Genomic DNA, 16,334 nt, shown 5'->3' on the forward strand with positions numbered 1-16,334 from the left:
TATTTTCATTTAACGTTACCAGTCTGCTATTCAATAGCACCAATGGCAATGTCCCGGAACCGGTTACTTCCGTAACCCGGTTCCGGGACATTATCTTTTATGTAGATTGATTAAGGTTTTACACCTCCCTCAATAGCGCCTTTAAGATCCTTGGAAATAAGCTTACTACCGTCAAAGAATGACACCGTCGCCTTATCCTTTATAGTAAATTGTGTGGCCTTCAGGTGGAGTACCTTGCCATTAAAATTATCCAGCTTCAGTATTTCTCCCGTGGTATTTCGTTGTACCTGTATATAAGCGATGGCGTTAGGTCCATCTTTAGACAGGTCAGCATAAAATGTGTAGTAATAACTTTCGTCTTTCTGATATCCGATCTCGGTGAATGGGAATTTGTCACTGTTAGCTTTAACAACGAAAGTACAGAAAGAAGACATTGCTACAACAACAATAATGAGCAGGTATAGTGCGCGCTTTCTCATAGGGATAGTTTACTTTAATAATAAAAAAGGTTCGTGTGCATGTACAATTTAACAATATTTTATATTTAAAAGAAACTTTTATTCGTTATGCAGATAAAAAAATCTGCCCCCTCTTCAGAAATATTTTTTTTATTTTTTCTTTCGGCTGATAATCAATTATTTGATACCAAACACCCGTATTTGATTAAAAATATTTTTTTTGAGTGTTTCCCTGCTTTCCAAGTGTCCTGCTCTTTCACAACTCACATATAATAAATGAATTATGTATTTCTATCCCGGCATAGGGGTTGCTCATAATATTTACCCGGCCACTTCTCTTCACCATATACTTTAAATTTTTTTTTAACCCTTGTACGCATATCGGGTATTAAATGTTGTCTTATATGCAAAGGGTTCATTCAATATAGTGCGCGTTTAAATTTTGAATCGACTTTAATAATTCGTGTAAGCAACAACAATAAAGGTAAATCACAGATGAACAGAAGCTTAATGGTTCTTGCAGCCTGCTGCATAACTATGCCTGCAATTGCGCAATCCTTTCAGATCAAAGGAAAGCTTGGAAGATTACAGTCACCCGCCAAGGTGTATATTGGTTACACTTACGATGGTAAAAGTGTATATGATTCTACTTACCTGGACAATGGTAATTTCTCGTTCGACAGACCTGTCTCCTATCCTACCAACATTATGTTGACAGTAAGCAGGGACGGTGAAGCGCAGACTTTCTTTAATGCTAAAGACATCGCTCACCTGTATGTGGAACCAGGTTCCATCGTTTGGTTAACATCTGATGAAAGCATCGCGAATTTTGAGTCCAACGGTTCTCAGGCACAGGATGATTATAAAGTATATGAAAAGTTCATGACGGATGCCGAAGAAAAACTGGCCCTGCTCACGGCTGAATCATCCAACACACTGCAGAACGACGTATCTGAAAAAGGCCTTGCTGCGAAAAGCCAGTACATGGAACATTTCCGTGCAGCAATGGACTATAGGAAACAGAAAATGAAAGAGTTCATCCAGCAACATCCTGATATGTATATCAGCCTGGATATCCTGGAAGAATATGCCGGCGCCTTCATCAACCACGTTGACGTGGAGCCCCTGTTCAGATCTCTGAATGACAAAACTAAAACTTCAATAAAAGGCAAACAATATCTGAAGAAGATCGAGTTAGCTAAACAGACCGCTATTGGCGCTGTAGCTCCCGAATTCTCTCAGAAAGGTCCGGACGGTAATAAAATAGCGCTTTCTTCCTTCAAAGGAAAAGTAGTGTTACTCAACTTCTGGGCCAGCTGGTCTGCAACTTCCAGGATAGAGAACCAGGAACTGAAGCAGATTGTAAAAAACTACAATACAAAAGATCTCGTAGTAATAAATGTTTCAATGGACGAACGTAAGGAAGAATGGGAAAAAGCCCTGGCGGAAGATAAAATGACCGGTTACAACGTATCCGATCTGAAATTCCTGAGAAACGAAGTAGCAGAACTTTATAATGTCACCGCGATCCCACAGAACGTGTTGATTGATGCATCCGGAAAAATCATTGCCCGAAATGTGAAGGGTAGTCAGCTGTCAGAGAAATTAGGTAGTATACTTGGTAAATAATTAATTGATAAATAAGTAAAGAGTGTAATCATAACAGGTAGTCATAGTGAATTAATGCAAACCCGGCAGGTGTAGTGAAATAATATTTCATGAACCTGCCGGTTCTTTTTAAGATCAATTTATCCGATCCCTTACTAATAACATTACATAGCCCCTACAGAGAACGTCAGTTTGCCTTTTGCCTTTACACTCCCCTCAAGATTTATCCTGTAAATATTATCTCCCCATTTCTGTTTTACACCTCCGTCTTCTTCCGTTTGCAAGGGGATCTTCTCTACTTTGGCCACAAGCTGTGCAGCCGGATAGTGCAGGTAGAAATCCTTTGTAATACCACCTTCCTGCCGGTGGATCACCAGTACTCCAGGTTTCAACACTTCCACCGGATAACAGGTCATTAAATGTTCCGTCACCTTGCTATCCGCGTTAAGCTCCATCACATCATCTATCAGCACATTCTTCCCCTTGTTCAAACGGATACTTCGCTCCCATTTCTTTACGCCCGCCTCCACAGGATAAGAACTACTGATATCCATAGCTATACTGCTACGGCTGGCGTTATTACTATACACTACCTTTTCAGCCTTAAATTTCGCGCCTGCCGACTGCGGATAGCCATTCACGCTTGGTACGTTATGATAGTCGGAACGATTATACCAGATATCATATCGTCTGCCGCTAAAAGTTTTTGCAGTATAAGTACCACGGCCAATATCGATCAGTACCGGCAGCCCGTCGTAATACACCACATAGTTGCCGATGTCATTATGATTATGGCTCTCGTCATTATTTCCACCCTTTGCCGCCACGAAGAAGCCATCCGTACTTCCACCTTTGTCACGGGCTATCATTACCTGCAGATCAGGCCACCAGCAATCGCCGGGTAGTACCAGTCCCTGTTTGGCTTGCTTAAGCTCATCCTGCATGAACAACACGAACAGATGCCTGAAGTAATGATACCCTCTCGTTGACGCCGGATTCTCCCGCTTCAGGTAATACGCTCCGAATTGCATCATCGCCGTATCTTTTATATCCTTTCCAAAGCGATAGATCATACTGGCCGCCATTCCAGGTTGAGGGTCCGCATCTGCAAAATTCAGGAAATAACGTTCACTGATCTGTGCCTTGTAAATGAACCGGCCCATCTCAGCTACCTTCTTATCGGCGTAGACATAATTGAATGCCTGATTGGTAGCCAGGTTAAGCATTGAAACGTTATCATACAAAGATGCCGCCGCTGCACCCCAGTACCCCGGACCTTCATCACAACCACCATCAGCTGGATATGGGTTCAGGAAAGCATCAAGCACTCCCAATATCTTCGATACAGCTGCCACACGTTTGCTGTCATCCTTCTCCAGCAGCAATACGGAATTAAGCCAGTTAGAACAGATCCAGGGATTCCAGTTATTCGGACGCCTGCCCTGACCACTGGAGCTCATCCAACCATGGTGTTTTGTCATCAATGGCTCGAAGATCCGTTTGTTGGTTTCATAATAGATCCGCTTTCTTATCTGCGGTGAAACCTTGTCAAACTGTGCTCCCAGGAAGTAGTCCGTCCAGGCCAGTAAGGTGGCCGTCTCCGCTGAGAAAAGCTCTACGAAAGGAGCAGATACATCCATCAATCCATCAAAAGATCTTGGCAGATGCGCAGGTACTCCCCAGAAAGACTCTTCACAGATCGACCATACGCCGTTCACTATCGGATCAATGAACCTCCCTTTATTTTCATACACTTCCGCCAGCAGTAAAGTACCAAGAACCTCCCGTCTTTTACCGGCGATGTCCTGATACTCACTACGGTTACCATTACGGATGATCAACAGTGACTTTACGGCAGGGATACCCGGCCAATCGTAGTTCTGATACTCTTCTGCCTTCTTTATTACAGCAGCCCCTATTGTAGGATCGGCCAGCTGCCATCCTTTGCGGTTCTCCGTATGCGGGAAGGGCTCCCAGCGACTATACGGTATCAGTTTCTCTGTAAGTTGTGCAGACGTATACCGGCCACTTAACAGGTTCTGGGCAGACAAGAGCCCGCCCGCTAAAAGCAGCATGCAGGTTAAAACAATGTGTTTTTTCATGAGACCTTTGTTTGTTTAATATGCCCAGTCAGTAAGCAGGATTAAGTTGTTACGGAAATTCCCGTGCTTCTCCCTGAGTACAGCCAGGTCAATGTCAGTATATTTTTTTGCCGCCACTTCCGACAGCTCCAGGAACTCTTCATTATGTCTTGGCTTGATCTGCTGGTGTTGCCATTCCTTCTTTCCTGTTGCATAAGGCAGTAGCCATGTATAAGCTTTCTTCAGACTTTTCCTGCCAGGACTTTCATAATGCCACAGGTCAACCTGTACATTTTCAGCAAGTAATGCCAGTTCAAAAAATGCACGCAGATTAAACAGTGAATAATTCCACGAGAGTGTTCTTGCCAGCTCCTTCGGCTGCTCTCCATCTGCCTCCAGCTGTTTGTCTATCCGCCTTTTGGTTTGCTGCTCCAGCATCTCTTTCGCCAGTTCCCGCTGACCGGTGAACAGTGCAATAATAACCTGTTGCACATCATACCAGGTCCCATGATTATTCAGCTCGTCTGCTTCGTCCTTGCCTATAGGACTGGATCGCATCCATTGCAGGAATTGTCGGTACCATTCCTGTATACCTTCATACTCGGCTGTCGATAATGCTTTTGAACCTTTCAATAACTGGATGCCATCAATCAGCATGGTTACGTTGTGCGTATCAATCAGGCCAATACCCCTGCCGTCAGTAATACCGGGTATGGCCTGCCCGTAATTCAGGTGAGGATTCATCCGTGTAGCAGTATCGAGGAACCAGGTACGTAACAACCCTGCCGCATGTGCAGCATACTTTTCATTACCTGTATAGAACCATGCCAATCCCAGGAAGTATACATCCCGGGATATGGCGTTCTGAAATTCATCATCTTTGATAGCATAGCGCTCCGGATTGACCTGTCCGTCCTTGCGGATGTATGGCAATCCATTAGCCTTGCTGGAGTCCGGCCACCAGTATGGCCCTACACTCATATAATCGTGCTTGTTGCCACTGGGCGGCACCTTATTCTTGTATACAACAGAATAAGGGCCGTTCCTCAGTGACCGGTCAGCTATGGAAAGCAGTTCCGTCAGCGCCCGTTGCATGGCAGTATCCCGCTGCGCGATCTTCCGTTTTCCGTCCAGCAGTTTTGCTGGTTTGATCAGAAAGGTCTCAGGAGGCGACTGTGCAGCCAGAGTGCTTATACACATCAACAGGGCTAACAACAACATAATACAGATCTCAATTGATGGCGTCCTCATAGTAGCGTTATTTAAGCGTGTAACGTTTCATACTGATAGTGCCACTTTTCTTGCCATCATCAGCTTTGTTGATGTAAATATACGCACGGTACTTACCGTCAGCAGTTTCTACCCAAACGCCCGCTTCAGATTTAAGATTGATCGCATAATCCGGCGTACCCGACATATCCAGCTGCCGGAAATCCACATCATCGATATAGATCCCGTACTGTAATCTCGCAAGGTGAAAATCTCTCAGTGCCCAGGTCTTCTTAACTTTCGTCACCCTGTTTACGCCAGGCGGTAATACAATACCGGGTAAATAAGCAGTATCAGCACCCGGCGATACAAGCGCATGTTTGAAAGTGATATTGGGTATGGCCCTGTAGAGGTAAACGAGATCTATTTTGTCAGCGTTCGCAGTGGCATCCTTTTCATTGTAAACTGCCATATCAGCAACGGAGATGAAACAAGCGTCACCGTCCTTTACCGGTAGATCAAGCGCCATATCCATATTGGAGATCGCATATGGCCCCATAGCATAAGATACAGTTTCGCCGTTGCTGCTTTTTGCCGTGAATGTGAAACGGACTTCTTTTCCCTTTGCTGCCTTCGGTATCCTGTAGTAATACCGAAGCGTTACTGCATTGGTATCTTTTGTGAACGTAACTGTCGTGATGTTTCCCTGATTCACAGAAGAATCACCTATCGGAATACCGACATCTTCACCACTTCCGTTTGTGTAATATGATTTATTCTCCAGGTAGGTAGTGCTATCTCCCTGAATAGACGCCTCCACTTGTGCAGAGATAATCTTACCCCTGGTCGCCGGCAGTGCCATGGCGTAGGCAAACTCTATATTCAGACCTGCCAGGTTAGGTCCCAGCGTCCTTTTGATACAGTCGTTCTGCAGCTCGTTCTTCGGCTCCGGAATTGCATAGTCTTTATCCTTACACCCTACTACCGAAAGGCACAGGGAGAACAACCCTAATGTATATCCAAAATATTTAGCGTTCATAAAATGCGTGTTTAAGTATAAAAACTACCGTGGCTGTACTGTGACTGTCACCTTATAGGTCTTTCTCACCTCCCTGTTGCCCGAAATCACTGTATATGTTCTTGGCGTCGCGAGGTCTGAAAAGTCAGTAAAACCAGTGATCTTCGGGTCCAGCTTAGCATCCGTCACCAGCGTGAACTGGGGATAAAGATGCTTCAGATCAGTGCCATAAAATACCGTCACACCAATGGTGCATGCCACGGTATCTATTTCAGCGTTCTTCGTACGCACCGTCTGGAAGTCAGAGCCTAACAATTCAAAATTGCTGACATAACATTCTGCACGGTCTGTGATCAACAGTCCGTCTTCATCTATCGGCGTATCTTTTCTGCAACCTGTCCAGCACAATGTCATAAGGAGCAATAACGTGATCGTGGAATATCTTTTCATCATGTTGTTATTAATAGTTTACAATTACAGCCAGGGCGTATTCTGTGTCAGGTTAGGGTTCCTGTTACGCTCTCCCGGCGGGATCCTGAAAATGTAACATTGTTCGTACTCCCGCTCAGACATGTTCTGAAAATAACGGGTCATCTGGGCGCCATAGGTATCGATACGCCATACGCCACTGCCATATGGCGGGTTCCATACCCGTTCAATAGCTCTCCACCGGCGAAGATCGAATGGACGCTGTCCCTCTCCGAACAATTCTACTATACGCTCCTGCTCAATGGCGCTAAAGAATGCATCCTTACTGGCAGTCTTGTCTGCCGTCAAAGGAGGAAGATTTCCTCTGTGACGTACCCTGTTCACCAGGGCAATAGCGTCTGCCTGTGGTCCGTTCACCGCGTTCGTTGCTTCCGCATACATCAGGTATACATCCGCCAGACGCATAACGGGATAATTATACGTACCATCGCTACGGCCCAGGCCAGCAGTATTACGGAGGAACTTCCGCAGCACATAACCGGAATTACAACCATCGGTATTATAGGTGATGTACTGAACACCGTCAAGGGTCACCGACTGGTTCCAGGTTTTATAAATGAAAGGCACCCATCCGGTCGACTTCAAAGAGATCATTCCAACACTCCTTTCAAAGTCCCACATAATGGAAGACTTCATTCTGAAGTCCCGGTTTGCATAGCTTTGGGGATTTACAGCCGAATTAAGGGCAGTTCTCGCCCCTGCCGTAGATGGGTTCATCGGGATCAGTTTGGGTGCAAAATCGCCTGTAATGGTCGATTGATACCTATCAGCTATTTCATACCGTGGAGATACCCAACATTGGGAACCTTCATGGGAACGGCCGGCCACATCGCGCATCAGTTCTTCGCCCTGGTTTGTACCGGTACCACCATGCGTAAAGGCCATGATCATTTCAGCATCTCCATTGGCGACGGGCGTAAACAGGTAATAGTAATTAGGCAGTTTATCCGCTTTTCCCAACTCATCGCATTCACCAGGCTCACCACCCCTGAAAAGCGTCAGACCATAATCATTGATAACCTTGTTGAAATCATCAGCCGCCGACCTGTAAGCCTGATCACCCGTTGCTTCATCCGGTGTGAATGTATCCAGTTCAGGCCAGCCAAATTTATTCCAGCATGCCCAGTACAATTGCACTTTACCACGGAAAGCCAGTGCTGCTGCTTTTGACGCCCTTCCTATTTCAGGCGCCCTCGCCGGCAGTTTCTCAAATGCATAGGTCAGATCCGCAATAATAGAATCCTTTACCTGGGCTAATGGCGTACGTGTAAGGTTCGCAACTTCTGCGTTGCCGAATATCACATGATCTATATATGGCACATCCCCCCACATGGAGATCAGCCGGAAATAAACCATTGCTCTGAGCAGGCGGGCTTCACCTACTACTCTTTCCAGTTTAGGCCGTGAGGTTTCATTGGCTGCGGCCAGCATCTTCTGCACGTTTTCAATCACATAGTTTGCACGATGTACGCCGCCATAAAGATGCTCATACATTTTGTCGAAGTTGTCGCCATAACCAGAGGGGTTATAGTCCCCGCCATTATAGGCATCTCCTTTTTGCAGATTACCACTGGCGGTGCTGGTGCCACGGGTCCTGATATATTCACCTTGTCCGTCGAAATAATAATCGCGGTCAAATAACGGCCTGATATCCGCATAAGCGCCCATCAGGGCATAAGTTGCATCACCTTCTGTTTTCCAGAAAGAACCCGATTCCAGCTCTGTGGTCGGTTCCCTGTTCAGCAGGTCTTTCGTGCAGCCGCTGGTTAAGAAAGCCATCAGGCATAACATACCAGCAAAGTATATTTTAACAGTAGCTTGTTTCATGATCATTACATTTATAAACTCATATTTAAACCCACTGAATAGGACCTGTTCAACGGATACGCGTTACTCCTGTTCCCCATCAGTTCAGGGTCAAGTCCGCGGAAAGATGTGATCGTAGCAATATTCTCCGTAGCGCAATAGATACGGAAGCTGCCTATACCGATCCTTTTCATTAGCTTCTCCGGGAAGCGGTATCCCAGCTGAATATTCTTGAAGCGGATATAACTGAGATCATCCAGCCAGAAGGTAGTCTCCACCCGGTTATTGCTGCCACCCAGGCGGGGCCATTCACCGTCGCGGTTTTCTACTGACCATGGATTGTTCCAGTGGTCCCAGGATGATGCATAACGCTGTGCACCGAAGTTGATATTGTTGTAGTTATTGATCCAGTAATCTTTACGGCCTGTCGCTCCTGTTATCAGGAATGACAGATCAATTCCCTTCCAGGAAAAGCCTGCATTGATTGCAGCACTGGTGGTAGGTCTGTCACGCTGTGTATTGGGATATGCCCTCATATCATTCCCGTCAATACGGCCATCGCCGTTCAGGTCTTTTCTGATAAGGTCTCCGGGCGATGCTCCCTGTGGTGTATTACTGTACACATCCTGCCATGTCTGCGCAATACCGATGTCCTCATAAGTATATAGGAAATGATAAGGCATATTCAGGAATGTCCATCCACGGCCCAGGAACTCGTTCCATTCCTCAAGCGTGGTAATATTATAGGAAGCATTCAGATTGATACCATAACTCAGTTCACCTATCTTGTCTGACCAGCCGATATTTGCTTCAATACCCTGGTTACGCAGATTACCAATGTTCTTACGTGGTGCATTATATGCACCTGTAAGCAGGATAGACATTTCCGACGGACGGTTCATGCCCGTTGTCAAACGATTATAGTAGTCAAATTCCGTAGTCAGACGATTGTCCAGGAATCCCAGCTCAAGACCGATATTCAGTACTTTCGTAGATTCCCATGACAGGTCCTTATTCACCATTTTCTCATTTACAAAACCCTTTGCGATCGTACCATCTATCATGTAATGACTTGACCCCAGCGTAGACTGTTGCTCAAAACGTCCTACACCGCTGTTGTTACCCAGTCCTCCGTAAGAGACGCGGGCCTTACCATTACTAAGGAAGCTTTTGGTGAAAGCATGGATGAATTTCTCTTCAGTAAAACGCCAGCCCAGCGCTACGGAAGGGAAAAAGCCATATTGGTTTCCCGGCAGGAAACGGGAAGAACCATCGTAACGGAAATTAGCCTCGAACAGATACCTGTTAAATGCTGTATAGCTTACACGGCCAATGTATGAACGCAGTCCTTCTGTACTTGAATTTCCGCCGGTAGACTGAATATCCGTCAGCGCAGCATCGACTTCATGTAATGTCGGGTATAACCTATCATTACGGGAAGTGCCCTGGGAACGGTCGTACCAGAATTCCTCACTATATACGCCAAGCAGGCTGATATCATGGTTTTCGCCAAACGTCTTGTGATAGTTCAGACGGCCATTCAACATTGTCTTATATCCCGTGAAAGTATAGTTGCCTATACCGGCGTTTTCTCCCACATATACGCGGCTGCCAAAGGCACCTGTCTGAAAGTTGAAAGAGCGGTTTGGATTATTTGCACTCCAGCGGAACTGGTTATAGTAATTCAATGTATAATCGACGCGGCCTGTAAGCCCTTTTATCGGTTCCCAGTCCACATACGCTGTGGCATTAGCCTCCTGCCTGTTCTGCCGGTTCAGCATATTCTGGTACACCGTATACGGATTGTATGCCTGCGGATCTTCATTATAGGCCATTACACCACCATAGTACCCCGTCAGCGGATCATATGGCAGGATACCGGCAATGGCATATTGCAGGTCGAAGCCAGCTGTATTTGAAGCATCATCGTCCGTATAGCCATCATTCAATGCATAGGTATACTTGGACCAGTTGCCATTGAAACGCAGACCGGCATTTATATTTTTACGCAGCTTGTTATCATAATTGAAGCGGACATTATATCTCTTGTAATCATTATTGATCTGTAGTCCTTTTTCATTCATGATACCGGCGGATATGAAGAAGTTAGAATTATCGGTTCCTCCGGACGCAGAAAGATTATAGTTCTGGATACCACCGTTGCGCATTACAACGTCCCACCAATCTGTATTGGGATAGCGCAGCGGATCTACCATGCTCATCGCCATCCACTGATCGATAGTGCCGTCTTTAAAGTTATAGTTATCGCGGAGTGTATTCACTGCCGCAGCACGTTGATGCAGGGTCAGTGCGCGGGCATAATCAGCCATGAACTCGTAAGAGCGTGTAGGCACTTCAAGGCCATATCCTCCCGAGAAGCTGATTACAGTCTTCTTCTGTCCCTTACCTGACTTTGTAGTGATCAGGATCACCCCGTTGGCAGCTCTGGAACCATACACCGAAGCAGAAGTCGCATCTTTTAGTATTGAGATGGACTCAATATCATTCATATTAATACGGTTGATGTCGACATCCGGCATACCGTCCACAACTACCAGCGGACTGGCATTATTAACGGTACCAAGTCCGCGGATCATCAGGCTTGCAGCGTTGTTTCCCGCCATGCCGGAAGACTGTACAACCGATAGTCCGGGAGCAAGTCCTGATAAAGCAGAGGACGTATTAGGCAAAGCCCTGCTGGTGATCTTTTCGTCCATCTTTATGACAGATACGGAACCTACAAGATTGACCTTCTTTTGTGTACCGTATCCAACTACGACTACTTCGCCTAATGCCTTCTGGTCTGACTCCAGTATTATATTCACTGTAGACGAACCGGAAAATGAGGCTTCTTTTTTCAGGTATCCCATAGAGGAGAATACCAACGTGCCTTTAGCTGCACGTAATTGCAGGGTGTAATGCCCTTCTCCGTTTGTAACGGTACCGGAGGAAGTACCTTTTAATGAAACACTGACACCTGGTAATGGCTGTTGGTTGACATCGGTTACCCGTCCGCTGATGTTCTGATGTTGCGTAGTATCCTGTCGGAAATACGAAGCATCAGTTCCTGAACGATTGCTTGCTACAGCATTGGTAATTGATCCTGCTGAAAGGAGGAGAACAGGCAGAATACTTATGGCATGGAGCCATCGTACCCCCAGTCCCTGTGGGAGTAAATAAGTCATCATAACGTTATGTTTAAATAAGACAATAAAAGCCCTATGCCGTGTTCTACCGGCATAATACAACAGCATTCCATCCTGGGAATGCAAACGTTTGCATACTAGGAGCTGCTAATAACGGTTCTGTTAAGTGAATTTGTCATGCGTGGAATGATTTTTTAATTTCTAGATTTAGAATCTTGGTCAAGGGAAACTCGTCTACAGAATATACAGTTCTTCAATTACAAATGTAATAAAAAGGCAATCGATTGCAAGAAAATAATTAAAATGCTTTTATAATTATATTATATCAGCACATTTCAAATACAACTATCTGTTTACCAATACATTCAGATTTAAAAAGCAATGAGTAAATTACCGGCAATGTTCTTTATCCTGCCTAAATCCGCTAATAATTACGCATATCACTGGTACACCGGGTACGACAACTATCACATCTGCTATTTCTTCTATTCAGTACGCAGAAACCGTTGCTTTATTATCACTGACATAAAAAAAATTGATACGGCTTTTCTAACAAGTCAATATCTGATGGCTTTCGCCCACGCCTAACTTCCACAATACCGTTCAAAGAACACGCTGTTCCCCGCAGAACTACGGAGGCCGTTCAACGTTAGTTTAGTAATCATAAAATGTCGTTATCGTACATCACTGTATTAATCCCCGCTGTGATTTTTAAGCGCAAATACTTATTTTGAGCCACTAATTGAATTTCCGTTATGCACTTTTTCAGCTCACATATAAAGATGTCATTCTCATCTGTTGCCGTTGTCCTCTTGCTGTTGATACAAATTTCTGCGGCCGGTCAGGATGGTCCCATCGTCAAAACACGTCGTGGGTACATCAGGGGTATACAGGAAAAAGGCATCTTTGTTTTCAAAGGAATCCCGTTTGCCGCACCACCTGTGGGAGCACAACGGTTCAAAGCGCCGTCACCCGTACCTGTATGGAAGGATACCCTTTCCTGCACGCGCTTTGGAAATGTAGCAATGCAATCTGCCGGAAACGTTGAAACGGTAAGAGGTGATGAAGACTGTCTTCAACTCAATCTGTATACACCAACCCTGAAACCCAGGAAGAGCTTACCAGTACTGGTGTGGGTACATGGCGGTGGTATGACCGGCGGTAGCGGCATCGGACAAAACGGACATTCATTTTCACATAACGACAGTATCATTACTATCACGATCAATTACCGTCTTGGCGTATTCGGTTTCTTATACATGGGAGACGTTGCCGGATATCAGTCGGCAGGCAACAACGGATTACTCGATTGTATCATGGCATTGAAGTGGATCAGGGAAAACGTTAAGGCCTTCGGTGGAGACCCTTCCCGTGTAACCCTCATCGGGGAATCGGCAGGTGCCAAACTAATCTCCTCATTGCTGGTAACGCCTGCAGCTAAAGGATATTTCAGTCAGCTGATCCTTGAAAGCGGCGCTGTAAATTGTATCCGTGATATTGCTACGGCTCAAGCTATCCGCAAACGCCTCATGGATACGCTGGGTATTTCCAACCCTGCTGATCTTCTGCATCTTCCTGCCGCCACTCTTATTACAGCACAGGCTAAAGTATTAGGTGGCGCCAAAGGCACTAACTATTTTGGTCCTCTTCAGGATGGGAAACTGATCAGAGAGGATGCTTTACAATATGTCCGTAATCATCCGAATAGAAAAGTCCGCGTACTACTTGGTACCAATAAAGCAGAAAGTACCCTGTTCATGAACATGGATAAGAGATTGTATACACCTGATTCAACCGTACTGAGCGACTGGTTTGGCGATAATTATCGGTATAGTTATAAAGCCTGGCAGGCGCTCGGCCATATGTCCGGAGACTCGGCAGCAATTATTACTTTAAGCCGTTATATGTATCAGCTGCATACCTACCGCCTGACTAAAGCACTGGCAGCAGGCGGTTATAAAACCTGGATGTACTCTTTCGAACAACTCAATAAAGGAGCTGCCGCCACTCACGGAGAGGAATTAGCCTATGTCTTCTATGAGCCAGGCAACGGCAACCCAGCTAATGTTCAACTGGCTGTAATGCTACATCAATATTGGGCCGATTTTATAAAAGGCCGCCAGCTCTGGCACCAATATGACAGAGAGAAGTCGGGGATGATCTTTGCAGAAAAAAGCCATGTAGCTGTTATGGATGATTACGAAGATCCTGATCATCCGACCATGGGATTTATATTACATTGATATCAAAGGAAAAGCCTTCGTCCATAAACGAAGGCTTTTCTTATATGGTTGCACCCTTCAGTTATATTGTAGGCATACCACCAGTTACAGCAACAGTAGCACCCGACACATAGCTTGCTTCCTGTGAGGCCAACAGAACATAAACAGGCGCTAGCTCGGCCGGCTGACCCGGACGTTTCATCGGTGTATTTTCGCCGAACTTGGACGTATGCTCTGCCGGGAAGCTGGCGGGGATCAATGGTGTCCAGATAGGTCCGGGCGCTACACAATTCACACGTATACCTTTTTCGCCCCACAGCTGAGCCAGACTCGCCGTAAAATTCTGGATAGCACCCTTCGTCACGGTGTAAGGAATGAGTGTTGGCCGGGGCGTATACGCATTGACAGAGGTCGTATTGATTACGGCACTGCCCGGCTTCAGGTGCGGCTCTGCGGCCTTACATAAATAGAACATCGCCGACACATTAACTCTGAAAGTCTTTTCCCATTCTTCTGCTGATATCTCCCCCAGCGTTTCATGAGATACCTGAAAGGCAGCATTATTTACGAGAATGTCTAAACCGCCAAATTCCTTAACAGCCCTATCTATCATCTCTTTACAATGTTCCTCGCTACTGATATCACCGGGAAAAAGAATGACCTTCCTACCTGCTTTCTCTATATAGGCGGCGGTCTCCTTTGCATCTTCCTCTTCGTTTAAATAAGAGATCAGCACATCAGCACCTTCCCTGGCATAAGCAATTGCTACTGCCTTTCCTATCCCGGAGTCCCCACCCGTAATAATGGCTTTCCGTCCCGTCAGTTTACCACTTCCTTTATAGCTGTCCTCACCGTGATCCGGTTTAGGAGACATTTTCTGTTCTGAACCCGGCAACTCCTGTTCCTGCTTTGGAAATTCAGGTTTAGGATACTGATCGACCGGGTTAACAATAACTGTATTTTTTTCTTTTACTTCAGTTGCCATGATACAATGATTTAAATGGTTTACATATGCGTTCGCTATCGTCGGACAGGCCCACATCAATATGCTTTAAATTCAGTGCCAGAATATCCCTCTCCCCTGCAGATCTATCTGGTAACCAAAACTGTTGATCCCAGTCGACATCCATGTAACCATTTATACCCAATCAACCAATACAAGGTCCATACTTTTTTAACTCTTTTGCAACTGTTCAGATTGGCCCGCTTCACCCTCAGGTTTGTCCTGTTTGCCACCCATTGTATTAAATATCCGGATGTATGTTTGCTCCCTTAAATCAATTGTATGAAACCCAGATTTCTGGTACTTGTAATCCTCCTAATGACAACACATTTGCAAATGAATGCACAGCAAGCAAAAAACGGAAACTATGCCACAGTGAATGGTTTAAAGATGTACTATGAGCTCCACGGTAAAGGCATGCCACTGGTATTGCTACACGGCGGCGGCTCTACTATTGAGTCCAACTATGGCCGTGTTCTGCCAGACCTTGCAAAGACACATCAGGTAATTGCCGTAGAGTTACAGGCGCACGGACATACACCGGATATTGACCGGCCGTTAAGTTTTGAACAGGATGCGGATGATGTGGCGGCACTGTTAAAACAACTGCATATTGAAAAAGCAGATATTATGGGGTTCAGTAACGGAGCTACCACTTCATTGCAGATCGCTATCCGTCATCCCAAACTGGTCAATAAACTGGTACTTGCTTCAGCCCTTTACAAACGGGAAGGAATGCCTGATGGTTTCTTCAAAGGCATGGAGCAGGCTACGTTCGATCAAATGCCGCAACCATTGAAAGATGCTTACCTGAAGGCCAATCCTGATCCTAAGGGGCTGGACGCTATGTTTCACAGGGATGTAGCAAGAATGGTGAGCTTTAAAGATATCAGCGATGAGCAGATTAGAAATATCCAGGCGCCAGCCCTGGTTATTAACGGCGATAGAGAAGTCATAAAGGCAGAACATGCTTTTGCCTTATCCCGTGTGTTGCCGCATGGCCAACTGGCCATATTACCTGGCGGACATGGAGATTACATCGGGGAGATCTGTGCGCCTGACAGGAACAGTAAAATACCAGCGCTTGTTGTAGGGATGATCAACGAATTCCTCAAGCAGTAAAAAATAAGGAAGCCGGCAAGAAATTGCCGGCTTATTGCGTGACTAGCTAAAAAAGGTCAACAATACTGTGCTTGGTAAATGATTGTCTACCTGGGAACATTACCAATAGTCATTTTGAGGGATCTCTTGGTGTAATTGTATCAGGGATTCATTAGCGATAATAAAAACCAAC

Annotated in this window: 11 protein-coding genes; 3 read left to right on the top strand and 8 right to left on the bottom strand. The window is 45.5% G+C overall.

What is annotated here, in order from left to right; genetic code table 11:
- Positions 1–110: 110 nt before the first annotated feature.
- Positions 111–479, bottom strand: coding sequence for a hypothetical protein (locus C7475_RS03705; RefSeq protein WP_110051186.1), 369 nt, complete (start codon positions 477–479; stop codon positions 111–113).
- A gap of 474 nt (positions 480–953) precedes the next feature.
- On the opposite strand from C7475_RS03705, the gene C7475_RS03710 reads away from it, so the two are divergent.
- Positions 954–2,087: a TlpA disulfide reductase family protein gene (locus C7475_RS03710; protein WP_110051188.1), complete on the top strand. Its 1,134-nt coding sequence runs from the start codon at positions 954–956 to the stop codon at positions 2,085–2,087.
- Positions 2,088–2,230: 143 nt separating this feature from the next.
- Here the strand turns inward: C7475_RS03710 and C7475_RS03715 are convergent, their stop codons facing one another.
- The 6 genes from C7475_RS03715 to C7475_RS03740 are packed head-to-tail and all read right to left on the bottom strand — an operon-like array spanning position 2,231 to position 11,857.
- Complete coding sequence (locus tag C7475_RS03715) at positions 2,231–4,168, bottom strand: heparinase II/III family protein (RefSeq protein WP_110051190.1); 1,938 nt, start codon at positions 4,166–4,168, stop codon at positions 2,231–2,233.
- Positions 4,169–4,183: 15 nt separating this feature from the next.
- Positions 4,184–5,398, bottom strand: coding sequence for an alginate lyase family protein (locus C7475_RS03720; protein WP_233259754.1), 1,215 nt, complete (start codon positions 5,396–5,398; stop codon positions 4,184–4,186).
- 7 nt (positions 5,399–5,405) lie between these two features.
- Positions 5,406–6,395 carry a DUF4466 family protein gene (locus tag C7475_RS03725; protein WP_110051195.1) on the bottom strand — a complete coding sequence of 330 codons (990 nt, stop codon included), beginning with the start codon at positions 6,393–6,395 and terminating at the stop codon, positions 5,406–5,408.
- A gap of 24 nt (positions 6,396–6,419) precedes the next feature.
- Positions 6,420–6,827: a hypothetical protein gene (locus C7475_RS03730; protein WP_233259755.1), complete on the bottom strand. Its 408-nt coding sequence runs from the start codon at positions 6,825–6,827 to the stop codon at positions 6,420–6,422.
- Between the two features lie 21 nt (positions 6,828–6,848).
- On the bottom strand, positions 6,849–8,690 hold the full coding sequence (locus tag C7475_RS03735; RefSeq protein WP_110052802.1) for a RagB/SusD family nutrient uptake outer membrane protein: 1,842 nt from the start codon (positions 8,688–8,690) through the stop codon (positions 6,849–6,851).
- Positions 8,691–8,701: 11 nt separating this feature from the next.
- A complete protein-coding gene (locus C7475_RS03740) occupies positions 8,702–11,857 on the bottom strand; it encodes a TonB-dependent receptor (protein WP_110052803.1) in 3,156 nt (1,051 codons plus the stop codon).
- Positions 11,858–12,597: 740 nt separating this feature from the next.
- Between C7475_RS03740 and C7475_RS03745 the strand changes: the two genes are divergently transcribed.
- Complete coding sequence (locus C7475_RS03745; protein ID WP_158286414.1) at positions 12,598–14,058, top strand: carboxylesterase/lipase family protein; 1,461 nt, start codon at positions 12,598–12,600, stop codon at positions 14,056–14,058.
- 61 nt (positions 14,059–14,119) lie between these two features.
- On the opposite strand, the gene C7475_RS03750 is transcribed toward C7475_RS03745, so the two are convergent.
- Positions 14,120–15,022: an SDR family oxidoreductase gene (locus tag C7475_RS03750; protein ID WP_110051200.1), complete on the bottom strand. Its 903-nt coding sequence runs from the start codon at positions 15,020–15,022 to the stop codon at positions 14,120–14,122.
- A gap of 300 nt (positions 15,023–15,322) precedes the next feature.
- Between C7475_RS03750 and C7475_RS03755 the strand changes: the two genes are divergently transcribed.
- A complete protein-coding gene (locus tag C7475_RS03755) occupies positions 15,323–16,162 on the top strand; it encodes an alpha/beta fold hydrolase (protein ID WP_110051202.1) in 840 nt (279 codons plus the stop codon).
- Positions 16,163–16,334 lie beyond the last annotated feature (172 nt).

It is taken from the genome of Chitinophaga sp. S165 (assembly GCF_003182155.1).
In the GTDB taxonomy this organism is placed as follows: domain Bacteria; phylum Bacteroidota; class Bacteroidia; order Chitinophagales; family Chitinophagaceae; genus Chitinophaga.